The sequence below is a fragment of the Lactobacillus colini genome, assembly GCF_017874575.1.
In the GTDB taxonomy this organism is placed as follows: domain Bacteria; phylum Bacillota; class Bacilli; order Lactobacillales; family Lactobacillaceae; genus Lactobacillus; species Lactobacillus colini.
In genome coordinates this window covers 20,689-44,961 of sequence record NZ_JAGGLU010000007.1, presented here as the reverse complement: position 1 = coordinate 44,961, position 24,273 = coordinate 20,689, and the positions used below count along the sequence as shown (strand labels likewise).

Here is a 24,273-nt window from a genome sequence, read left to right as displayed (position 1 = left end):
GTAAATATCATGGCTAAAAGCGATAAGTATAGAGAGATGACTAGCCAAATTTTGAAAGAAGTTGGTGGAATAAGTAATGTATTGTCAGTTACGCACTGTATGACACGTTTAAGATTTAATTTAAAAGATTCTAGCATCCCTGATGATGACAAAGTAAAGAAAATTACTGGTGTTTTAGGAGTCGCAAGATCAGGTGGGCAATATCAAATTATTATTGGGCAAACGGTTCCTGATGTTTACCAGGCTGTACTTGATGCAGGTAATGGTGCTTTAGTTGGTGGTGCACCAATAGATGAAAACCTAGATGAAAACCCTAAAGAAAAGTTGACTTTTAAAAGAGTCTTCAACATCGTGCTAAATAAGGTGGCAGGTTCTTTAACCCCAACAATCCCAATCTTAATTTCAGCTGCATTGTTTAAAATGCTTGCAGCAGTTTGTGGACCTACGATGTTAAACATCACTCCAGCTTCAAGTGATTTATATAAGGTATTTACATTTGTAGGGGATGCAGGATTTTACTTTTTTCCAATTTTCTTAGGATATACATCTGCTAAACAGTTCCATACTTCTAAAATGTTAGGAATGTTCTTGGGAGCAATTATGCTCGACCTAAATCTGGTGAAAATAATTACTGCAGGCAGGCCATTTACTGTATATGGAATTCCTATGACGCTAGTAAATTATGGTAGTACATTAGTTCCGATATTGTTGAGTGTTTGGGTAATGTCATATATTTATAAATTCTTTGATAAACATATGCCAGCAGCTTTGCGTACTATGATGACACCGTTTTTGACTATAGCCATTATGGTTCCTGTTACTCTCTGTGTATTAGGACCACTTGGTGGCTTTATTGGTGATGGTATCTGCAATGGATTACTTTCATTCGGCAAAATGGGTGGAATTTGGGCTATCATAGCTATAGCTATTATCGGTGCTGTTTGGGAGCTTTTGGTTCTCACAGGCATGCATTTAGTTATTATTAGTGCTATGACTTTAATTTTTACTCAGGGTGGACATGATAACTTTGCTACTTTAGGTGGTGTTGCTGCAAGTATGGCTTGTGCAGGGATGGCCTTAGGTTGTGCATTAAAAATTAAAGGTAAACAAAATAAGGCTTTAGCATGGGGATATTTTATTTCTAACCTTATTGGTGGTGTAACAGAGCCAGCTTTATATGGCTTAGCTATTAGATATAAACGCCCATTTATAGGTATGATGATTGGTGGATTTGCTGGTGCATTGTATGCAGGGATTGTACATGAAACTGCTTATGTGTTAGTTCCAGTAGCAAACTTCTTGGCTTTATCTACTTATGTAGGTGGTAGTGTAACTAATATTATTAATGGTGTAATTAGTGGTGCAATTGCCCTAGTTGTTGCTGCTGTAGCTACTTATTTATTAGGATTTAATGGGCAAGATGTTGAAGATGCAAAATAGAAAGGCAATAGAAATGAAACGAATTCTGTTAAGAGCTGATGATTTAGGTTATTCTCGTGCAGTAAACTATGGAATTTATGATTCAATTCATAATGGGATCATTAATAATGTGGGAGTTATGGTAAACATGCCTTCAACTCAAATGGGGATAGATTTATTAAAAGATGAGGATATCGACTATGGTATGCACACTAATATTACTAATGGTAAACCAGTTCTTTCGGCTGAAGAAGTTCCCAGCTTAGTTGATGAGAATGGGAATTTTAATAGATCTAAAATTTATAGAGAAAATTACGGTAAACCAGATATTATTAATCTTGATGAAGTTACTGCAGAAATTGATGCACAATATCATAGGTTTTTGGATTTAATTGGACGTAAACCTGACTATTTTGAAGGACATGCAGTAATGAGCGATAACTTCATTAAAGGGTTGCATATTGTCGCAGATAGATATGATTTACCAATTCTTGATTTTAGTTTTGATGGTAGTCCTCTAAATTTTAAAAATAATACAGAATTTAACGTATTCATGGAAAGTATGAGACCTAACTATGATCCGTATAAAATTTTAGAAGAAATGATTAAGCATAGTGAAGATGAACAAATCCCGATGATGGTCTGTCATCCAGGATACTTAGATCAGTATATCCTGAATACTTCCAGTTTAACTATTCCTCGTACGCAGGAAGTATCAATGGCAATTGATCCTAAAGTTGCTGAATTAATTAGAACAAATGATATTCATTTGCTGAAGTATAGTGAATGTAAATAATAGATAAAAACATCCTTGTCGATACATCATTTTGTATTTAACAGGGATGTTTTATTTTAAGCAAAATAAGATTTTTTTACTTAGTTACTATTAAAAATTCTTTTTTTAGAAATGAAATAAAGTCGACTAAATAATCCTTATAGCGCGAATTAAGTATTCCAATACCATAACTCAATTTGACGCTGTAATTAATAGGAACAATTGATACTAAATCTGTAGACTTACCAGCAATAAAATCTGGCATAATACTAATTCCCAAGCTAGATTTACACATCATATAAGCAGTTGATACGTCATTTACATAACTAATGTCAAGGTTTGAAGTCTTTTTAATTAATAATTCTTGTAGTTCAAATTGTTTAGGTGGACACCAGTTACTATCCATAAGGATTAATGAATTATTATCTAGCTCTTCTAAGTTTAAAGATATAGATAATGGATTAGTGGTTGGTATCACAGCACTAAAATGTCCAGATGTTAATTCGACGTATTTTATTTCTTGCAATTCTTGAAAATCGTCTTTTGTATTGAGAATTAAATCACAATCTTCATTTAAAAGAGAATGCTTTAAGTCATTATGATTTGATGATTGTAAAAATACTTTTACGTTTGGGTGGTTAAATGTGTAATACTGCAAAAGCTCCGGTAAGAAGGTCGTTTCATTGGGTGAGAAAGTCAGTCCAATAGTTAATTTTTGCTTTTGATTATCGTGAGTTTGCACGTGTTGCAGAGCTTTATAGTAACTATTTATGATTGGCTTAAGATCTTGATAAAATATTCTGCCATCTGTAGTAATTGTTACGCCATTTCTTGAACGAGCGAAAAGCATAGTACCAATTTCTTTTTCAAGAGATTTGATTACTTGAGTAACTGCAGGTTGAGATAAATGCTTACGTTCAGCAGTTTTACGATAATTTAGTGTTTCTGCTAAATCTACAAAAATAGCTAAGTGATCTAAATTCATATATATCCTCCTGATAAGGCATTCTTATCAATAATAACATTTTTGATAAGAAGTTCTTTAATAAATCAAGTATTATATATGTGAAAAGCATAACAAATAAGAGAGGTATTATTATGACTGAAAACAAAGAACAACACAATACTGACGTTTTAGTAGTTGGTGCAGGGGACTCAGGTATGATGGCTGCAGCTGCTGCACGTGAAGCCGGTGTCCAAGTCACAGTAATTGAAAAAGAAGGTACTATTGGCTTATTAAGATTAAGCAACGCTGCTGTTAATTCGAATGCGCAAAAGCGTGCTGGTGTAACAATTAATAAAGCCGAATTAGTTGAATACTTGGCCTCATTTGCTCAACACAATGTAGATCAAAAACTTTTAAACTTATGGGCAGATCACAGTGCTGAAACTGTAAACTGGCTTGAAGATAATATTTTAAAACCAAATGGTGCTTATATGCGCTCTGAACCAGATGCAATGGTTGCAGGCGATATTTATAAAGCATTTCCAACTGAAAACGATCCAACAATTGATGGAAAATCGTATATTTCTTATGGTGATTGGTTTGTTCAATGGGCTAAAGATCATAAGATTGATATGCGTTATCATACTGAATTGATTAAATTAATCAAGGACGGTGATACAGTTACCGGTGCTATTGTTAAAAATAATGAATCTGGTGAAGAGTATCAAATTAGTGCTACTAACGGTGTAATCCTATGTACTGGTGGTTATTCTGCAAACAAAGACTTGCTTAAGAAATGGAATCCTGAAGCACTTAAGAAGAATGTCTATAATGATAGTCCAAGAAACAATGGTGGTGGTATTATTGCCGCACTTGAAGTCGGTGCTTTACGTGATCAAGAGCCAGCAGAGTGTATTTTTGATCGTGGCTTAGTTCCAGCTGGGACTAAGACAGAAGATATGTACTATCAAACTGAAACTTATGATAATTGGCTTTGGATTGGTTCATATCCTTTCTTGAAGGTTAATCTTCGCGGTAACAGATTTGCTAATGAATCTGTACCTTATCAATTCATCACTAATGCAGCAAGTAAAGAACCAGGTTACTTATATGCAATGATTTGGGACGCAGACTATGCAGACAGATTAGAACAATTCCATATGCTTGGTTGTGCTAAGTTTGGGTTCCCAGGATATATGAAAGATAAGCAATCATTTATTGATGATGTTGATCAATATGTAAAGAAGGGCTTAGTTGTTAAAGCTGATACAATTGAAGAATTAGCTGAAAAGCTTCATCTTCCTGTAGAAAACTTAAAGAAGACTGTTGAACGTCAAAATCAAAATTATATTGATCACGTTGATCGTGATTTTGGTAAGGAATACTTCAGAATGAGTCCAATTAAAAGTAAACCTTACTATGGTTGTATTTTAGGTGGACGTATTCTTGGTACTCTTGATGGCTTAAGAGTTAACGAAAAGATGGAAGTCTTGGATGAAGATTACGAACCGATCAATCACTTGTATACAGCAGGTAATGACAGCGGTGCATTCTTCTGGGGATCATATCCAGATCGTGTTCCAGGCTTATGCTCAAGTCACGCTCAAACTTTTGGTCGTTTGGCAGGTAAGAATGCAGCTAAAAATTAGTACATATCAGATAGTCTGATTTAAAACTATATTTCAATAATTTATGTTGTTCTTGTAAGGTAATAGTAGAAATACATAAAATTTATATTTGGTCAGTTCATTAATTTGGACTGACTTTTTCTACCTAAAGTCAAGCAATATTAATATTTTTAGTGAATTTATTTATCTAGTTAGTTTAATACTGATATCTAAATCAATATCGTATAGAAATTAAAAGTATGCAAAAAAGTGCCTACTATAAGTTTGTTTATTTTTATTATGAATAAGCGCAAACAGTAGACGAATGAGCTTATACACTGAAGCAATAGCGATTTTCTTATATCCATGATGGGATTGAGAAAGTCGCTTTTTTCGTTCGTAATAATCTATTACATGACAAGGAGAATATCGCTGATAACATGTATATGAATAGTTAACTATTATAGTATCAATATACAATTTGCACAAAGTTACGAAAAAAATAATCTGTTAATATGATGGCGCTTTCCTTACAATTATTTATGAAAGGAGGAGAAGAATGCTGGAAAAAGAGATTATAGAAAAACTTAAAAAATCAGAAGACTATTTAAGTAGCGCATACTTAGCCAAGGAGTTAAATGTTTCAAAAAGAACTATTCAAAATAGGCTAAAAAATTTAAATAAAGATGGAAATAAGTTTGGATTTAAGATAAAAAATATCTACAGTAAAGGCTATTATTTGGATATTGTAAATCAAGATAAATTTATAGACTATTACAAAAGTCAAAGTAAATTTGAAATGGTAAGAGATTCTACTCAAATAATGATTGACGAGATACATTTGCTATTACTTGCTGGAAATGACTTTATTACTGTAAATCAAATTTCCAATTATTTAAATTTAAGTCCTACTACAATTTTTTCAAAGCTTCAAAGATTAGAGAACTATTTAAGTACTTATAAGTTAGAACTATTGAGAAAAAGTCACTATGGTATAAAAATAGTTGGCGAAAAAAAGGATATTATTCAATTAATTGCTGATTTATATGGTCGCAAATCAAATATTATTGTTGAGGATGTTGATTCATCAACTGGAAATATTGAGTGGATAAGAAATGAAATAGAAGATGTATTTAGAAGACGGAATGCATATATTAATTACTACCAATATCAAAACTTACTTGATTGGATAAAGAGTTTGATTTTCTACAAAAAGCATTTTAGAGATAAAAAGAGAAAGATATTTATTAGTAAAAATGATGAATATCAAAATTTACTCCTTAAAATATATGACTATTATCAGCTTGGATTTCAAGAAGATGAAAGTAATTTATTTCATACAAAGATAGCTGATATAGCCTTCGAAAGAAAAGCTGAAAACTCACTAGATATAGACAATATTGAAGTTAACTTAAAAAAATTTATTAAGGAAATAGATATTAAAGGTCATACTTCACTATCGGATGATGACGAATTCATATCAAAGCTTTCAAGACACATTAACTTGTTATTTCAAAGGATAAATAAAAATATAGATTGTAAAAATCCTCTTTTAATGGAAATTAGTGTTAAATATCCAGACATTTTTGATATAGCGTTACAACTTTCTACTTTTTTAAAACGAAAGTTTAAGTATGAAATATCAAATGATGAACTTGGTTTTATTGCATTACATTTTCTAAATAGTATAGAGAATCGAAAAAAAGATAAGCTAGGAAAATATAGAAATGTAGCAGTAATTTGTACTAGTGGTGGGGGAGTAAGTGAATTAACTAAAACACGGTTATTAAGCATATTGCCCAAATCAAAAATCGTTGCATTTTCTTTTTATGATACTCAGAAAATTGAGGAATTTAATCCAGATTTAGTTTTCACCATGGTTTCTCTTTTAAAAGGATATGATGTACCGACCATTTTTATAAATGAACTTTTATCTAAGAAAGATTTGGAAGATATTAAAGAGATACTATTTTTAGATGATGTTCCTTCAACTAAAACGACTTTTAAGAAAAATAATAACAGTTGGTTGAAATTCTTTAGGTCTGATCTGATAAGCAAATATAATAATCAAACATATTTTGAAATATTAAAAAGAATGTCCGCAAAGCTTCAAGATAAAAACTATGTAGACACTAACTTTGTAAATAATGTATTAAAGCGAGAAGAGTACATGAGTACGGTCTACAAAAATGGCTTTGCAATTCCCCATCCAATTAAAATGGATGCCAATAAAAGTAGTATTTTTGTTGGTATACCTACTCAAAAAGTTAAAGTGAATGAGAAGGAGGTAAAGTTAATATTTTTAGTTAGCTTAAGACAAGAGGATTTACCCTATTATTCAGTAATTTCAGATTCTTTATATAATTTAATGAATGATAAGGAAAAAATGGAATTAATAATTAAAACTCCTGATATAAAACAAATACAAAAGATTTTGAAAGATATTGGAGAATAAAATGATTGAACTTTTAGAGAAGTTATCAAATGCCGATAGTATTGCAAGTAATGAAAATGAAGTTCGAAATATTATTAAAAATGAACTAAGTGAATATTCAAAAACATTTACATATGATGGTCTGGGAAGTCTCATGATTAAAAAGAGTGCGTCAATTGAAAAAGCGCCAACTATCATGTTTGCCGCACATATGGATGAAGTTGGATTTATGATTAGAAATATTTCCGATATTGGTTTTGTACATCTTATGCCTGTAGGTGGTGTAGAAGATAGAGCAAAAATAAATCAATTAGTAAGAGCGACAAGCCAAACTGGGAAAAAATTTTACGGAGTAATGAATATAATCAGAAATCCTTCTGGTGAAATCGAAGATATATATGCTGATTTTGGATTTGACAATAGGGAAGAATTTAAAAACAGCGGTTTACAAATAGGCGACATGGTTGTCTTTGGCTCAAGTTTTAGAAGGCTTGAAAAAACAAAAAATGTCACTGGTAAGGCAATGGATAATCGCGCAGGAGATTTTGCACTAATTAAAGCAATGCATGGCCTGTTTAATAAAAATCTAAATGTTAATGTAATAGCTGCCTTCACGTCAAGTGAAGAAGTAGGAACAAGAGGAGCAAGATTATGTTCTAATATTGTTAAGCCAGACCTCTTCTTTGCTGTAGATGTTGCCAAGCATCCCGAACTTGACAGGGGTTTTACTAATCATAGAAAACTGGGATATGGTCCAATGATCGAATTTTATGATAAGACAATGATTCCAAATAGAAAATTAATTAACTATTTGAGAAAGTTGGCTAAGAGAAACAAAGTGCCATATCAAGAAGATATGTTTAAAGGCGGAGGAACAGATGCCGCAACAGCTCATTTGGAAAATAGTGGTGTAGCTAGTGCAGTAATAGGTTTCCCTATAAAATATTGTCATGATCCATATTCGTTCGCCAATATTGAAGATTTTGAATATACAAGCAACTTAATCCAATTGATAGCCGAAAGCATGGATAAAGAAAAAGTGGCAGAATTTTATAATTTTTAAACAAAAGAGGTTATGTTTGATGAAAGAAAATGAAAAAGAAGTTATGACCCTAATTTCTTCTGCAGGAGACAGTAGATCAAAAGCATTCGAGGCATTAAAAGCAGTAAGAAGCCATGATTATGACAAAGCTCGAAAGCTTATAGATGAATCAGAAAAAGCAGATGTTGAAGCACACAATATGCAAACAAAGATGATTACAGAAGCTATTCGAGGTGAAGATAATAATGAAGTTTCACTTTTAATGGTTCATGCACAAGATCATTATATGTGTGCTGAACTAGTACGTGATGTTGTTCAAGAGTTAATTGAAATTTTTAACGAAAGAGATAACAATTAAATATTTATCGATTATTTGGAGAAGTAAAAAATGAAGATTGTATTATGCTGCGTAGCAGGCTTATCAACAACTATGATGATGGACAGTATGAAGGATGTATTGAAGAAAAGTAAAAAGCTAGATGAGGAAGATTTTGAATTAATGGCAATTCCAGTAGAGCAATTACCAATGCAAATTGACGATACTGATGTTGTATTATTAGGCCCACAAATTTCTTATAAAAAGGATTTTGTAGAAAATATTACAAAGCCGAAACATGTTCCATTTGTTGTAATTGATAGGGAAACATATGGATCAATGGATGGTGCAACTGTATTAAAAGAAGCATTTATAGCAAAAAGGAAGTCTGAATTACAAAAATAATAATGTATTGATTACTTGGAGGTAGACAAATGTTTAATTCATTTGAAGCATTTATGAATAAATATTTTACTCCTATAGCCAATTGGATGGATAAAAATGTTTATTTAAGTGCTATTAAAAAAGCTATGGTGGCTATGACGCCAATCTTGATTATTGGTTCATTTTGCTTGATTCCAGGGGCTATTCCAAATATGATAGGAGCTAAAAATCCTGTATCTGTTTGGATCACACAAAATGAACAAATCATCTCAATACCATCAACTGTAGGTATGAGTATGATGGCTTTATATGTCACTGCAATTATTGCTTATCATTTGGCTAATTCATGGAAGATTGACATTCCTGGCTCAATGACTATGGCTATTATTAGTTTTTTAATCTTAGCAGTAGACTTTACAAAGGATGGAAATGTTGATGTAACTTATTTAGGTACTAAAGGGCTTTTCTTGTCAATGTTCGCTTCAATCATCGCGGTAATGCTTTTTAGATGGTGTAAGAAAAAGAACTTTACTATTAAAATGCCTGATACAGTACCAGACTTTGTTTCTAGATCATTTGAAATGATACCACTATCGTTAATTATTGTTGGTGTATTTTTAATCATTAGAGTTATCTGTGTAAACGTATTACATACTATGCCAGCTATGATATTTGCAATTGTGTTATCACCATTAGTAGGTTCATTAGATAATCCGTTTGCATATACATTCTTAAAGTTCTTGCAATGTTTATTATTCTTCTTTGGTATTCACCCAGCTGTATTGAGCCCTGTAACTAACTCAATTAACACACAATTCTTAGCAGAAAATATTGCACATGCCAAAGCTGGTGAAGCTTTAACACACTTCTTTACTCCTGGCTTTGACTCTGCATTTGGTAACTTCACCGGTACTGGTATTACGTTTGGACTTGTATTTTGGTGTATGTTTTCCAAAGCTGCTGCTCAAAAGAAGATTGGACGTTTGTCATTAATTCCAGCATTATTTGGTATTAATGAGCCTATCTTATTTGGCGCTCCAGTTGTTTTGAATCCTCTTTACTTTATTCCATTTGCAATTTTAGGACCTTTAAATTCTTCAGTCGCTGCATGGGCAACTAAGCTCGACTTTTTGAGACCATCAACATTTACACCACCATATGTAGGTGTATTCTTAGAAGGATATCTTGCTACGTTTGACTGGCATAGCTTAATTGTTAACGGTATACAGATTATGCTTTCTTTGATAATTTGGTACCCATTCTTCAAACTAGCAGAAAAAAGACAATTAGATGAAGAAAAGAGAAAGAAATCTGCTATTTCTAAAGAAGATGCAGATCTTATCAAAGATATGGATTTGGACTTCTAATATACTAATTGAAAAGAGATAGTAATGAGTGGATATAAAAAGGATGAAAATGTCAAAACAGAATATTCTAGTAAAAGGATAGTTGCAGCAGTTATTGACTGGTTTACTGCTGGTATTATTTGTAGTTTACCATTAGTATTGGCATTTGCATTTTTTAACAAAAAAGCTGTTGCTTTGGTAAGCTTTTATCAAATAGAGAGCTCTGGAATAGGAAAAGCAGCTGTCATTGTTCTTTTAATGATCAGTTTAGTTTTAACTTTTGTATACTACGTCATCATTCCTTACAGAGTGTTTCCGGGACAAACACTTGGAAAACATATTATGAATTTAAAGATAGTTCATTTAAACGGAAGCAGTTTAAATTTAAAATATTACTTTATTAGAAATTTTCTTATTCTAAACTTAATTGAAGGTGCCGCAACATTTACGTCTAACTACTTTAGAGTATTAACATCTACAATAAGTAGGAATTATATTGATAATTACGTAGCCTTTTTCTGGAATATATTAACTTTATTGTCAATTGTTTTAGTCTTTATGACTTCAAAACATCTGTCTATCCACGATTATATATCTAAGTCAACAGTAGTAAGTCTGTAAAGAGCTGATTTTATATGGAAAATAATAGAATTAATAACTTACGAAAGATAATGAAAGATCATGATTGGGATGCATTCTTAGTTACCAGTCGTGCAAATCGTTACTACATTTCTAACTTTACTGGAACATATGGCAGAGTATTAATTGATGCAAATAATCAATATATCATAGCCGATGGACGATATTTTACACAGATAAAAAAGCAAGCACCCGATTTTGCTGTTGTAAATGATGAATTATTATTAAGTGAATCAATAGCAAACTTGATAAAAAAGAATGGCTATCGTACTTTAGCAATTGAATCTACAGAAATGAATGTAGATCAATATTTAAAAATAAAAGCCATAAATAACATTAATATTGTACCTACACAAGACATTATTGAATCTTTACGTATGCATAAAGATAATTCTGAAAGATCAAAAATTGAAAAGGCAGATGAAATTGCAGATAAAGCTTTTGAACATATTAAAGAATTCATACGACCTGGATTAACTGAAAGAGAAGTAGCAAATGAATTAGATAATTACGGATTAAAGTTAGGAGCTTCTACCAGAGCTTTTGAAACAATTGTTGCTTCCGGATATAGATCGGCTATGCCTCACGGACATGCTTCTAATAAAGTGATTGAAAATAATGAATTAATAGTCATAGATTTTGGATTTCAATATGACAAATACTACTCTGATGTAACCAGAACAGTAGCTCTTGGAAAAGTTGACTCTAAATTATATGACATTTATGAAATTGACAAAGAGGCACAGCAAGCCGCAATTGATTCCTGTGAAATTGGAAAACCATTAGTTGAAATTGATGCAGCAGCACGAAATGTAATAAATAAATATGGTTACGGTGAATACTTTTTACATGGCTTAGGCCATGGACTGGGGTTAAGTGTTCATGAATATCCTTTATTAAATCAAAATAGTAAAGCAAAAATGGAAGAACGTATGACTTTTACTACTGAACCAGGAATATATATTGAAGGACTAGGCGGTGTAAGAATAGAAGATAATATTTTCATGAGTGAAGAGGATAAACCAATTAGAATGACTAAGTCTAGCAGAGAATGGTATCAATTATAGGAGATTTAAAGATGATCAAAAAATATAATTTTGATAAGGTTGTAAATAGGTATGGCACTTATTCAACCCAATGGGATTTTGTTAAAGACCGATTCGGAAAAGAGAACCTTTTGCCATTTACCATTTCTGATATGGATTTTAAAGTTCCTGAAGGTGTTACTGAAACAATAATAAATGCCGCTAAAAGAGGTCTCTTCGGATATACACGCTGGAATAATCCAGACTTAAAATCCTCTATTTCAAATTGGTATCAATATAGTTATGATTGTGACATTGATGTCGATTGGATTGTTTATAGTCCAAGTGTTATTTTTAGCTTGGCTAAGTTGATAGAGCAATTCAGTAAACCTGGTGATAAAATTGCGACTTTAAGTCCTTGCTATGATGCTTTTATTAAAACAATTGAAGCAAATGACAGGAAATTGATAGAATTTAAAATCACGGAAAAAATTAATTTTGATAAATTAGAAAGTTTTTTTTCTCAAGAATATCCTAGTATCTTTGTTTTATGTAATCCAGAAAACCCCATGGGAATTGCATGGTCTAAAGATGATTTAATGGAATTTGTTAGGTTATGTAATGCATATAATGTAAACATTATCAGTGACGAAATTCACTTAGATATTGTTCGAAAAGGTGTTAAAAAGAATTCTTTAGCTGAATTATTTAGTAAACTTACTGTTCATAGTGCTGTTATAACTTCAGCAACAAAAGCATTCAATACACCATCTTTAATTTTTTCTTATGCACTTATTCCTGATGAACTAGATAGGTTGACTTTCTTACATACTCTTAGAGCTAAAAATGCTTTATCATCTACATCTTATTTAGGAATGCTAGTTTTAATAGATTGCTATAATAATGAAAGAGATTGGCTTAACCAATTAAATGAATACATAGATGACAATTTTAAATTAACCAAAAACTTATTAAAAGAGCGACTTAATATAGATTATAAGATTCCTGATGCAACATATTTATCTTGGATTGATATAAGCCCCCTAAAGATACCAATGAATGTGTTGCAAGACAATATGATTAATAAACAAAACGTAGCTATTATGGATGGACAAATATATGGAAATGGTGGCACAAATTATCTAAGATTCAATGAAGGAGCACCACAAAGTAAAATTAAAGACGGCTTAGAAAGATTTATTAAAGCTGTAGAAGAATTAAAACACCGAAACTAGCTAGTACTCTGTAAGCATCTCTTAGAAATTCTGATTTGCTTCTTATCAATAGAACAGGTAAATTAGGTTGTCTACTATAAAATTTCCCCTCCTTGAAAATTGATAATTCAAGTATAAAACAGACAATCAGATAATTGTAGATACCTTGTTATTGGACGCTTACCAACTAGCTAATTCATTCATAAAAAGGTCAGTTATTTCATAAGCGCACTACAAAAGGAATACATAATTATCCAATTTTACCTAGTTGATAAGAAGCAGATTCCAACTTTTAAGAGGAGCCTACCCAAGAAGCATAATCCCAGCTTGATTCTTAAAGTTAGAATTGACTGTGCTAAGTTCGGCTTTTATGAAGGGATGCAATCCGACTTAATGATCCACATAATAATAAACTGATGAACCATGATTAATCTCTAAATCTGTTATGGTTTGAGACAGTCGATTTTCTTGAATGGTTGACCAATATTCAGGTTATAAACAATTAACACTAGTAGGTTGCTGTTCACACTTAAGAAGTGGGTTTGTAGATGCAGCTCCGCAAAGATTAAGTCAAAAGTCATTAGCACAAAAAGCAATTGCTACTTGTAACGAAATGTTTAGACTTGAACGCTCTTGGCTAGAGTTATCCATTCAAGAAAGACAAGTTAAACGTAATGAAGAATTAAAGCAACTGATGGATAAATTCTTTGACTTGTGCCGAGATAAACAAGGTTACCTAAATCTAAACTTGGCAAAGCTTTCAGCTATAGTCTTGACCATGAAGAAGCATTTAAGAATGTACTCTTGAATGGTGATTTAGAGTTATCTAACAATATGGTTGAAAGAAGTGTTGAGTCTATCATCATGGGACGCAATAACTGACTCTTTTCACAAAGCTATGAAGTTGCACGCTATAGTGCAATTATCATGAGTATTATTGAAACTGCCAAGCGTCATTAAATATTAATTATCTTTTAGATCATCTGCCAAATGAAGAGATTTTGACAAATAGTGCAGTAATAGAAGGCTATTTGCCGTGTGCAAAAGAAGTCTAAGCAAATTGTAAATAGGCTACTAACGAATAGACCCGATCCTATACCATAATTAGGACCGGGTCTTTAGATACTTTATTATTGGACGCTTACGTTTTTATTTATTTTTTGCAACAAATTTTCCAGCAATTCTACCTGAATTCCATGCAAAGGCGTTACTTAATCCTTCAATAGTAGGGTAAGAAGAATCAAATAATCCACCAGCATTGTTACCCACGACATAAACACCAGGTATAACTTTTCTATCAGAAGTAAGTGCTTGGAAGTCTTCATTGACTAGACCACCACCAACAGTACCTAAAGTAGTAGAGTTAGCACGAATAGCATAAAATGGTCCATCTTCCACAGGAACATTCATGAACTTGTTATCTTTATAAAAATCGGTATCTTCACCTTTTTTAACTAAATGATTATAGCGCTTTACACTATCTGATAATGAAGTGGGTGAAACATTAATTTGTTCAGCCAATTCTTCGACACTATCAGCTTTAAAGCCAGCACCTTCATCAATTGCCTCTTGTAAATCTTGTTCAATACTTTCGAATGGTCCAACTTTATAAGTCATTGGCTTGCCATCAAGCAATCTAAAAGTTCTTTCAAAAGAATCGGTCCAATTAAGAGAGTTTTTCTTTAAGTAATCGACTAATTTTTGATCAAGCAAGAAGTAGTAATAACCACCGGCTTGGTAAACAGTGTCACCCCATAAAGCAAAGTCATAAACAATATCTTCATTGGTGAATCTCTTGCCTTCACGATCAATCCATAATGTTGGAAGATTGGTCAAGCTAAAGATGGTATTATTATGCCATTTATGGCTCTTCTTAGAATAAACAGTAGCAGCATGATTTTCAAAAATACGTTTATAATTGTTAACACCACCTACTTCTTTGAGCATCCTTAAACCATCACCAACGGCTTTTCTTTCACCCATTGAATACATGTCATTGCTATCAATTTTTGCATATTGATTTACTTCATCTTTATTACCAACAAAGCCACCGTCAGCCAATATTACGTTATTAGTAGTAAGAACTTTTTCTTCGTCTTTAGTGATAACTTTAATTCCAACTACTTTGTTACCCTCGGTAATAATTTCTTTACCACTAGTTTCTGTTAATAAAGTTCCGCCAGCGTTGATGAAGTTATCCATTACGCGTTGAAATCCATTAAATTTATCAATAAATTGATGATAAGTTCTTGGATGATTTTGGTGGACTTCTTGAGTATTAGTGACAAGTTCAGTATCTAAACCATTTTGGCGCATCCATTCAATTGTGTCGGCAGACTCACGTAAAATTGCCTTGGTCATGCGTGCGTTAGAAGAATGATGAGTATAATTCATAATTTCTTCGTAAGCATCTTTAATAGTATATTCTTCACCACGCTCAAGTTGTTCCTTAGAGCCTACAGCAAATAATCCTTGGGCACCAAACATACCAGCCCCACCAAATTTATCGCCTTTTTCTAATAATGCTACTTTAGCACCATTTTGGGCTGCGCTTAATGCTGCGCTAATACCTGATGCTCCAGCGCCTACAACAACTACATCATAATCCATAATTTGTCCTCCTAAATTTTAGTATTTACATATATTGTATGCGCTTTTACGTTTATTGGAGAACTTGTTGAATTGCTTCAGTGTAAAGGGTAAACTTTACTCTAAATAGTAAGGAGTTTATTATGTATAATCATGAAATTGACACTTTTATAGATGTTACAAAAACAGGTAGTTTTTCTAAAACTGCTAAAAACTTATATATATCTAAAGCTGCAGTTGCTCAGCAAATTAGTAACTTGGAAAAGAAGCTGGGAGTATTACTTTTTGATCGTACAACTCATGGCGTCAGGTTAACTAAGGCAGGTCATTATTTCTTAATTCGCTCAAAAGAATTAGTTAACTTGGCCCAAGAAATAACCCATGGTTTGGCAGCATATCAATCATATTTGGTTATAGGAGCAGGCTATCTTAATAAACAAGAATTAATTCCTGAGATACTAAAAAATAAAGAAATAGCTAAAAACGATATTAGATTTCAAGAGATAGTTGATTATAATCACATTCCATCTAGTATAGATATTATTGAAATGATTAAAAGTAAAGAGCCTATTGGCAAACAAGGTTTTACTTTTATAAAAGCAAAAAAAGTACCTTATGTTTTAGCGGTACCTAATACATCATCATTAGTTTCCAAAAAAATAATTACTTTATCTGATTTGGCAAATAAGACTGTAGATATCCCTGCAGAAAATATAACTGGAGATTCAAGATTGAAAACTGAACTTCAAAGCCTTAATTGCCATATAAATATTCAAGAATATAAAATACTAAATCGAGCACAAATAAATAAAAGCCAATATAATGGCGATTACTTATTAATTCCTGAGCCTTTAGCGAATTTAAGTACACCATACTTAATTAAGACCCTAGATTCAGACTTATATGTGGAATACGGATTTTATGTTAAATCTAGCAATATAAATTTGATTAGCAAAGTTAAGTCTATATATAAAGCAAGAAGCATATAACTTAATCAAATTCATATATAATCATGTAAAATACAGTGTATAAGCATGACTTTTAATGGAAGCATTCAAAGATGGCTACAATTCAAAAAAGATGCATCATGCGTTTAAAACAATGTCAAGCGCTTAACTTATGACATAGAAATATAAAGGTCGAGACTTTTTAATCTATTTTTTTCGTAACTTATAGATACTATTTATCAATCGTTCTATAAAGATAATGTTAATGCCTTGCGGATCAATTACAGAAATATGATCTAAATTTTTAGCTGGTAATATGATTATGTTTGAAAATAATGAGTTTTGGGATGCATTTGGATTCATAGTAATTAAATATGATTTTTGGGGTAGTGAATCCGAAAGAGAAGAAAATAGATCTTGATATGCTCCAGCATCACCACTAATTGAAAATACTACTATTGTAGAATCATTATTGATTGTATTAATAAGGTGACTGGCTTTGTCACTATCGTCGATTGAGATTGAAAGATAGCCTAAATCATTAAGTGCAAGACTCAAATAGTTTGCGGGAATACTGGAATAAAATGATCCTAAGATAAAATTGACGGATGAATTAATTAAGTCTTTAGTAAGTTGATGAAGAATATCTTTATTTACATCATTCATTGTTTGTAACACTTGTTGATAAGCGTTAATAATATTGTCATCAGTGTCAATAATATTGGACTTTTGATTAATTAATTCATATGATTGTAGAGCAAACTTAAAATCTTTAAAGCCTTTAAACCCCATTGTTTGGCAAAAACGCTGAACCGCTGAGATAGAGGTTTGTGATTCATTAGCAATTTTGGCAATTGTAATTGTAGCGATAGGTTTTTGATTTTTTAAAATATAATTTGCGACAGCTTTTTCTGAAGAAGAAAGGCTGTCTTTTTTTCTAATAATATTGTCGATTAAAGTCATGATACTAATCCTCCATTAAGGAATATTATAGCATTTTATCGTTTATGATAATAATTATTATTAAAAATGATAAAAAATATTGATTTTAAATTGAAAACGGTTTATTATAAAAATATCGAAAGGGGAGCTAAACGGGAGGAAAGGAAAATGGCAGTTGATTATCAAAAATTAGCTGAACGAATTGTTACCAATGTTGGTGGAGAAGAAAATATCAATTCATTAACTCACTGCATGACACGATTACGCTTTGATTTAAAGGATGTGAAAAAAGCTAACAAAGATGCCTTAGAGAATATCGATGAGGTACTAGGCGTCGTCTATGCAGGTGGTCAGTATATGGTTGTGCTGGGACAGAATCTAGTTCCAACATTTGATGTCATTAACAAAAATTATTCAGTTAAAACAGGTGAAGTAGTTGATGAAAATTTAGATGCACCAAAAAAAGAACCATGGACTTGGAAAAACGCAGGTCAGAAAATTATTGGCTTCGTATCTGCTTCCGTAACGCCGTTAATTCCAGGTTTAGTTGCTGGAGGTATGTTAAAGGTATTTCTCTTATTGTGGAGTACGTTTATTGATAAAGGATTTACAGCAACAAGTAGTTATCAGCTTTTGGCAGCAATTGCAGATGCACCATTTTACTTTATGCCAATTTTTGTAGCCTATGGCGCTGCTAAAAAATTAGGTGGTACACCAATTTACGCAATGGTTGCTTCAGCGGCATTATTACATGGTAATTACACAGCATTAGTAACAGCTGGTAAGACAGTAAGTTTATTTACGCTTCCAGTTCGATTAGTCAGCTATAGTACTAGTCTTTTACCGGCTTTATTAATTGCAATCGTTGCTTATTATGCAGAGAAGTATCTTAACAAGATTGTGCCAGGTATTTTTAAATCTGTGCTTGTAGGTTCAGGAACAATCTTTATTGCGGGAGCGTTAGGGTTCCTAATTTTAGGACCAATTGGGAATATCGTGGGTCAATGGATCGCCGATGCATTTATGTTCTTGAACAGAACTGTTGGACCTCTGGCCGTTGGTTTATTAGCAGCAGCTTTACCATGGATGGTAATGTCAGGAATGCACACTGCTTTAGCACCATTTATGACGCAGTTATTGACTAATCCAGGTTATGATGCATTGCTCAGACCGGCTTTCATCTTGCATAACATGTCAGAAGGTGGAGCAAACATCGGTGTTGCTCTAAGAACAAAAAATGCAAAATTTAGAAGCGAATGCTGGTCATTAGCAGTTGGTTGTATCGTTGCTGGAGTTACTGAACCAGCATTGTATGGAGTTAACTTGAAGCTAAAGCGTCCAATGTGGGGTGTCATGGCTGGTGGTCTGACTGGTGGTATTGTAGCTGGTTTGTTAGGTGCTCGAGCTTATGTAATGGGATATTCTAATCTGATCGCTTTGCCAATCTTTAGTAAAACTATCATGGCAATGGTAATTGCAATTATCGTTGCAATAATTGTTTCTATAGTTGTTACTTATATTTTAGGAATTGAAGAAAAAGATAGTAAAAAGAATAAAATTACGCCACCAGTTCAAAAAATCTATCCCGATGATGCAATTATTGCAGTTTCAGAAGCTGAATTAATGCCACTAGAACAGGTGAAAGACGAAGTCTTTTCAACTAAGGCAATGGGTGATGGTGTAGCATTCAAATTAAATAGTGACTTTGTTTGTGCACCAGCTAATGGTACTATTTCAGCACTTTTCCCAACTGGACATTCTTTTGGATTGACTACTAATAATGGCTTGGAATTCTTAGTTCATATTGGGATTGATACCGTGAAATTAAATGGTAAAGGTTTTGATGTATTAGTAAACCAGGGTGATAAAGTTAGAGCGGGTCAACCAATTATTAGAATTGATCGTAAAGCAATTGAAAAAGAAGGTTATGACTTAACTACTATGTTGATCATTACCAATGATTCAGATAATAAAATTAAGTTAAAGACGCAAGGCACTGTAGATGTCGGTAGCAAATTAAATTAAGGAGAAGTTAATTATGATTAAGACAAGTAAAAAGTTACCAGAAGATTTCCTTTGGGGCGGTGCAACCGCAGACTTTCAATTTGAAGGTGGATTTGATGAAGGCGGCAGAGGTATTTTGTCTCATGACTATGAAACAGATGGCTCACAAGAACATCCTCGTCATCATACTTTACAAATGCCAGATGGCACGATTATTACACCTCAAAGTAATTTTAAGGATGCTGAAGATGTGCCAGAAGAAGCAGTACCTGTATTTGTAAAAGGACAATATTATCCAAGTCATAAGGCTGTTGATTTTTATCATCATTATAAGGAAGATATTAAGTTGATGGCCGAAATGGGATTTAATGTTTATCGCTTTTCAATTTGTTGGACTAGAATTTATCCAACTGGAGAGGAGGACCAACCCAACAAGGCAGGACTAGACTTTTATAACAATGTAATCAATGAACTGAAGAAGTATAATATGGAGCCTTTGATTACTATTTGTCATGATGAATTGCCAATGAACTTGGTCTTAAAATATGGTGGCTGGTCGAGTAAAAAAGTAGTGGATGCTTATGTTAAATATGCTAAAACATTATTTGAGAATTTCGGGGATCGTTGTAAGTATTGGTTAACTTTTAACGAAATTAACGCAATTAGAGGTTTTGGACAATTAGGAGTACGCAAAGCTGATGGTAAAGAGCGTTATCAAGCTGATCATAATATGTTCTTAGCTAGTGCAAAAGTGGTCAAAATTGGCCACAAGATGATGCCAGGCAGCAAATTTACAGCAATGTATGCGATGAGTGAGCTTTATCCAGCTACTTGCAAGCCTGAGGATATGTTCCATCATTTGCAAGAACACCGTGAAAATTGGTACTTTATTGATATTATGGCTAGAGGTTATTACCCAAGCTACGCACCTGTAATTTGGCAGCATCATGGTTTTGATAAGGTTGATATGGAACCGGAAGATGCAGAAATTTTGCGTGAAGGGCAATTGGACTTTGTCAGCTTCAGCTATTATCGCTCTAATATTACTAAAGATGGTGATCCTTGGTTTAATATTGGCGGTGAGGCTAATCCATATTTGAAGAAGACACAATGGGGTTGGTCAGTTGATCCATTAGGATTAAGATATTGCATGAATGAAATTTATGACAGAATTCAAAAGCCAATATTTATTGTTGAAAATGGACTTGGTGCAGTTGATCAAGCTGATGAAAATGATTATGTAGAAGATGATTATCGTATTGAATTTTTACAAGAGCACCTTTCGGCAATGGCTGATGCAATTAATATTGATCACGTGCCATGTTTGGGTTATACGATGTGGGGACCAATTGACCTCGTATCATTGGGTACAGGTGAGATGAAGAAGCGCTATGGCTTTGTTTATGTAGATATGGATGATAAGGGGCATGGAACTCTTAAGCGAACACCGAAGAAATCATATAATTGGATGAAACACATTATCAAAACTAATGGTGCAGCTTTGGATGATTGGAAGAAGCAAAATTAATGAAATGCATTGAAAAACCAAGTAAAGGCTTCATGATATTTGCTTTCGTACTGTCGTTATTTCTGAATGGCGTGGGCAATGGCTTAACTGTTGCATTAAATTTGGGAAGTGCTTTGTGGACTGCAGCAGCAACCAATCTATCACATACGTTTGGCTTGTCGATTGCTGATTGGCTAATGATCGATGGTACAGCGGTTATTGTTGTAATTCTGTTAATTACGAGAGAATTCAACTTGATTAAAATAATTGGTTACTTCATTTTTATGATTCCATTTTCTTATTTGGTAAGTTTCGCTACAAATTTCTTTATTAATATTGGAATTAATAATTTGAACTTGCCAGTTAGAATTGCATTAGATTTGTTTGGAATTTACATGATTAGCGTATCTGTGTCGCTATATCAAAGGGTTAACTGGGTCTTGCATCCAATTGATGATTTAATGCAGGTTTTAAGGTTTTATTTCTTTAAAGGGAATTCAGTGATTGCTCAGTGGGTTAACTTTATTCCACCGATAGTTTTGACTATTGTTTGTTTGATTATTAGCCACCATATGTATGCAATAAATATTGGAACGATTATTTCTTTAATATTTCAGGGAACATTTATCGGCTGGACTGATAAGCATCTTTTTCCTCATTTTGCTCACCAGAATTTGAAACTGCGACATAATAATTAGATACTGAAACTTGAAAGCTGAAAATTACGCTCTTTCCGCGTGGTTTTTGGCTTTTTCTTTGCCAAAATAAAAAGAGCAAGACCTCTTGCGTTATACTTTAAGTGTTAAATTCAAAATAAAAAGAGGGTCTTACGCTATGGAAAGTATAATGCAATTTAATCAGAAAAATGATACTAATTCTTTAATTTTAAACGTCATTCAATAGTTTCTCTAGTAATGATTATTGCTTGGATGATTAGATCCCGTTTTGCTAGAAAATCTTTATATCGATTTAACCAATCAAAAAATTTCTCTTCTAAAACCGAGTATTGATAAGCGAAGAAGACTAGATTAGCTTTAATCATTGACGATACTCTAATTTCGTGCGCTTACTCTAAAAAGACCGAGCTATTAGCTAAAGTATATGACCATAATAAGCACGAATATGTTTCAAGTTATCGCGGATTAACTGTCGGATGGAGTGATGGTAATACTTATTTGCCGGTTAATTTTGCTTTAATGTCAACCAAGAAGTAAAGTAATCTAATTGGTAAGTCAGCTATCACAGCTGATAATCGCTCGTTTGCTGGCAAAAAAAGAAATCAAGCACGTCGTCAAATGAATGATGTAACTGTTGAGCTTTTAAAACAAGCATTGCATGAAGGTATTCCAGCTAAGTATGTACTTTTTGACAGCTGGTTTTCTTCTCCTAAAATGTTTTGGAATTTGAAACAGTTGGGTTTAGACAGTGTAAGTTATGCTCAAGCTAAGCAAAAAAGGTTACTATCGCTATCGTGGCAGGCTTTATGATGTTAAGAGACTTTATGAAAGACTAGCTGCATCTAAGATACATAAGAAAAGTAATTATCTCTACAGTTGTGTCGTACAAGCTGAATATCAGGGGCAAAGTTTTCCTATTAGACTAGTATTCGTGTCTAAATGTGGCAGTAAGAGTAAGTACTTAGTTTTAGCAACTACCAGATATCAACTTCAGCCCCAAGAAAATATCCAGCTTTATAAGCGCAGATGGCAAATTGAAACCTTCTTCAAAGCAGCTAAACAGTACTTGGCTTTAGATAAATCGCAAATCCAAAGTTATGACAGGCAATGTGGTTGCTTTGCAGTAACTGCATTAGTCTATGACTTATTAGCTTGGCAAGAAAGACAAGAAACAGATGATAAAACTCTAGGCGATTTATTCTACTTAATGAATGATTATTTACCTAATTTAGCATTTGAACAAGCATTGGTCTACCTCAACGTTAAATAAAGTCAAAGATTAAATTTCAGAAGAAATAGAAAACGCACTTGATTAATTTATTAAAGTATTGCCTAACTTCATTCAAAATCAACTTCAAGCAGTAGCGTAGGAAAACTAATTTAGAAGCAAAAAAGCTAAGCCTGTCAAGAGGTCCAGCTAATTTTGGTGCTTTCAAGGTTCAGTTAAGGATGCTATTTTTGTGAATTTATTTCTTGTAGTGATTAAGCGCAGCGACTACCAGTGTTTCTACAATCTCCCTGGTTAATTTGTTTGTATTTTTAAGAATTGAAATGCCTAAGTATGCAGGAAATAATGATTCTGGAACTGGCACCAATTTAAATTGTGAAAAGGGAAGTTTTAAGTTAGAAAAAATGAGTGGCAAAGTGATTGCGATTGCTGAGCTATTTATAGCTACAAAAGAAGCAGAAATAGTATTAGGCATATTTGCTTTAAAATTAATGTTTACACCCTTTTCTTTAAACATATTATTGACTCGTTCTTGGAAATAGGATTGGCCATTTAATCCAATGAAGTCATGATTTTCAAAAAGTGAAAGATTTTCAGATAAGTCGGTATTTTCATCAATTTTAAAATAAAGTTCATTTGACTTTGGAATTAGAAAGTAAGGTCTTTCTACATTTGTAACTTTATAAGAAGAGATGTAGTTATTGTCAAGCATTGATCCAACAAAAATATCTGTTTCTCTATTTAAAAGTTTTTGTTGAGCTATGTCTGTAGTATCTTCATAAAAATTGAAGAATACATTTGGAAATTTTAAATCTAACATTCTAAAAATCTTTCCTGAGAGAATAGTTGCGTAAGGCTGGTTGAATGTAACTGAAACTGTCCCCAACTCTTTTTGTGAAAGTAACCGCATATTCTCTTTTAATTTATTTTCATCATTAATTACAGCATTAAGACTTTCTAATAATGTATTTCCTGCAGTAGTCAGTTTAATAGGCGTTTGCTCTCTGTTTATTAACTTAACATTGTATTTATTTTCGTATTCACGAAGGAGTTTTGTAATATAGGGTTGGCTTACATATAATTGCTGAGCAATTTCAGTAATTGTTTTACAGGACTTGGCGGACATGAGTACATTGATTAAAGTTTCTCGTTTTTTCATTATAACCTCCATGGTTATGGTATGAACCTAAAATAAGTATTTTACTAAATGTGTTAATTCAATAATAATAATA

19 protein-coding genes and 2 pseudogenes are annotated in these 24,273 nt (G+C 32.7%); 17 read left to right on the top strand and 4 right to left on the bottom strand.

Translation table 11 applies throughout. The annotated features are described in order from the left end of the window. The first annotated feature begins 9 nt into the window (after positions 1-9). Entirely contained in the window at positions 10-1,440 is a 1,431-nt protein-coding gene (locus J2Z60_RS06950; RefSeq protein ID WP_209686970.1) for a PTS transporter subunit EIIC, read from the top strand. A gap of 13 nt (positions 1,441-1,453) precedes the next feature. After that, positions 1,454-2,215 (top strand): ChbG/HpnK family deacetylase, encoded by a 762-nt coding sequence (locus J2Z60_RS06945; protein ID WP_209687020.1) that lies wholly within the window; start codon positions 1,454-1,456, stop codon positions 2,213-2,215. Between the two features lie 76 nt (positions 2,216-2,291). On the opposite strand, the gene J2Z60_RS06940 is transcribed toward J2Z60_RS06945, so the two are convergent. After that, positions 2,292-3,179 carry a LysR family transcriptional regulator gene (locus J2Z60_RS06940; RefSeq protein WP_209686969.1) on the bottom strand — a complete coding sequence of 296 codons (888 nt, stop codon included), beginning with the start codon at positions 3,177-3,179 and terminating at the stop codon, positions 2,292-2,294. 113 nt (positions 3,180-3,292) lie between these two features. On the opposite strand from J2Z60_RS06940, the gene J2Z60_RS06935 reads away from it, so the two are divergent. The 10 genes and pseudogenes from J2Z60_RS06935 to J2Z60_RS06890 all read left to right on the top strand — a co-directional run bounded on the left by J2Z60_RS06935 (position 3,293) and on the right by J2Z60_RS06890 (position 14,029). Beyond that, positions 3,293-4,789, top strand: a complete 1,497-nt coding sequence (locus tag J2Z60_RS06935) for an FAD-dependent oxidoreductase (RefSeq protein WP_209686968.1) — start codon at positions 3,293-3,295, stop codon at positions 4,787-4,789. Between the two features lie 517 nt (positions 4,790-5,306). Next, a complete protein-coding gene (locus J2Z60_RS06930) occupies positions 5,307-7,202 on the top strand; it encodes a BglG family transcription antiterminator (RefSeq protein ID WP_209686967.1) in 1,896 nt (631 codons plus the stop codon). A 1-nt stretch (position 7,203) separates the two neighbouring features. Further along, on the top strand, positions 7,204-8,244 hold the full coding sequence (gene ypdE, locus J2Z60_RS06925) for an aminopeptidase (protein WP_209686966.1): 1,041 nt from the start codon (positions 7,204-7,206) through the stop codon (positions 8,242-8,244). 16 nt (positions 8,245-8,260) lie between these two features. Then, a complete protein-coding gene (locus J2Z60_RS06920; RefSeq protein ID WP_425352228.1) occupies positions 8,261-8,581 on the top strand; it encodes a PTS lactose/cellobiose transporter subunit IIA in 321 nt (106 codons plus the stop codon). A 30-nt stretch (positions 8,582-8,611) separates the two neighbouring features. Beyond that, positions 8,612-8,944 (top strand): PTS sugar transporter subunit IIB, encoded by a 333-nt coding sequence (locus J2Z60_RS06915; RefSeq protein ID WP_209686964.1) that lies wholly within the window; start codon positions 8,612-8,614, stop codon positions 8,942-8,944. Positions 8,945-8,973: 29 nt separating this feature from the next. Then, the gene (locus J2Z60_RS06910) at positions 8,974-10,290 is read left to right on the top strand and encodes a PTS sugar transporter subunit IIC (protein WP_209686963.1); all 1,317 of its coding nucleotides are present in this window, start codon (positions 8,974-8,976) and stop codon (positions 10,288-10,290) included. A gap of 24 nt (positions 10,291-10,314) precedes the next feature. After that, on the top strand, positions 10,315-10,890 hold the full coding sequence (locus tag J2Z60_RS06905) for an RDD family protein (protein ID WP_209686962.1): 576 nt from the start codon (positions 10,315-10,317) through the stop codon (positions 10,888-10,890). A 14-nt stretch (positions 10,891-10,904) separates the two neighbouring features. After that, positions 10,905-11,975 carry a M24 family metallopeptidase gene (locus J2Z60_RS06900; protein ID WP_209686961.1) on the top strand — a complete coding sequence of 357 codons (1,071 nt, stop codon included), beginning with the start codon at positions 10,905-10,907 and terminating at the stop codon, positions 11,973-11,975. Positions 11,976-11,986: 11 nt separating this feature from the next. Then, complete coding sequence (locus J2Z60_RS06895) at positions 11,987-13,168, top strand: MalY/PatB family protein (protein ID WP_245328746.1); 1,182 nt, start codon at positions 11,987-11,989, stop codon at positions 13,166-13,168. A 451-nt stretch (positions 13,169-13,619) separates the two neighbouring features. Then, positions 13,620-14,029 (top strand): annotated as a pseudogene (locus J2Z60_RS06890) (IS66 family transposase). A 267-nt stretch (positions 14,030-14,296) separates the two neighbouring features. On the opposite strand, the gene J2Z60_RS06885 reads toward J2Z60_RS06890, so the two are convergent. Next, complete coding sequence (locus J2Z60_RS06885) at positions 14,297-15,757, bottom strand: FAD-dependent oxidoreductase (protein WP_209686959.1); 1,461 nt, start codon at positions 15,755-15,757, stop codon at positions 14,297-14,299. Between the two features lie 122 nt (positions 15,758-15,879). Between J2Z60_RS06885 and J2Z60_RS06880 the strand changes: the two genes are divergently transcribed. After that, a complete protein-coding gene (locus tag J2Z60_RS06880) occupies positions 15,880-16,725 on the top strand; it encodes a LysR family transcriptional regulator (RefSeq protein ID WP_209686958.1) in 846 nt (281 codons plus the stop codon). 165 nt (positions 16,726-16,890) lie between these two features. Here J2Z60_RS06880 and J2Z60_RS06875 read toward each other — a convergent pair whose 3' ends face one another. Next, on the bottom strand, positions 16,891-17,646 hold the full coding sequence (locus J2Z60_RS06875; RefSeq protein WP_209686957.1) for a MurR/RpiR family transcriptional regulator: 756 nt from the start codon (positions 17,644-17,646) through the stop codon (positions 16,891-16,893). A 147-nt stretch (positions 17,647-17,793) separates the two neighbouring features. Between J2Z60_RS06875 and J2Z60_RS06870 the strand changes: the two genes are divergently transcribed. The 4 genes and pseudogenes from J2Z60_RS06870 to J2Z60_RS10920 all read left to right on the top strand — a co-directional run. Further along, positions 17,794-19,650 carry a glucose PTS transporter subunit IIA gene (locus J2Z60_RS06870; protein ID WP_209686956.1) on the top strand — a complete coding sequence of 619 codons (1,857 nt, stop codon included), beginning with the start codon at positions 17,794-17,796 and terminating at the stop codon, positions 19,648-19,650. A gap of 13 nt (positions 19,651-19,663) precedes the next feature. Then, a complete protein-coding gene (locus J2Z60_RS06865) occupies positions 19,664-21,157 on the top strand; it encodes a glycoside hydrolase family 1 protein (protein WP_209686955.1) in 1,494 nt (497 codons plus the stop codon). Beyond that, complete coding sequence (locus J2Z60_RS06860; RefSeq protein WP_209686954.1) at positions 21,157-21,834, top strand: DUF6198 family protein; 678 nt, start codon at positions 21,157-21,159, stop codon at positions 21,832-21,834. Before J2Z60_RS06865 ends, J2Z60_RS06860 begins: the two co-directional genes overlap by 1 nt. A gap of 183 nt (positions 21,835-22,017) precedes the next feature. Further along, positions 22,018-23,071 (top strand): annotated as a pseudogene (locus J2Z60_RS10920) (IS4 family transposase); the annotation flags it as partial. Positions 23,072-23,279: 208 nt separating this feature from the next. Here the strand turns inward: J2Z60_RS10920 and J2Z60_RS06845 are convergent. Then, the gene (locus J2Z60_RS06845; RefSeq protein WP_209686952.1) at positions 23,280-24,200 is read right to left on the bottom strand and encodes a LysR family transcriptional regulator; all 921 of its coding nucleotides are present in this window, start codon (positions 24,198-24,200) and stop codon (positions 23,280-23,282) included. Positions 24,201-24,273: the final 73 nt, after the last annotated feature.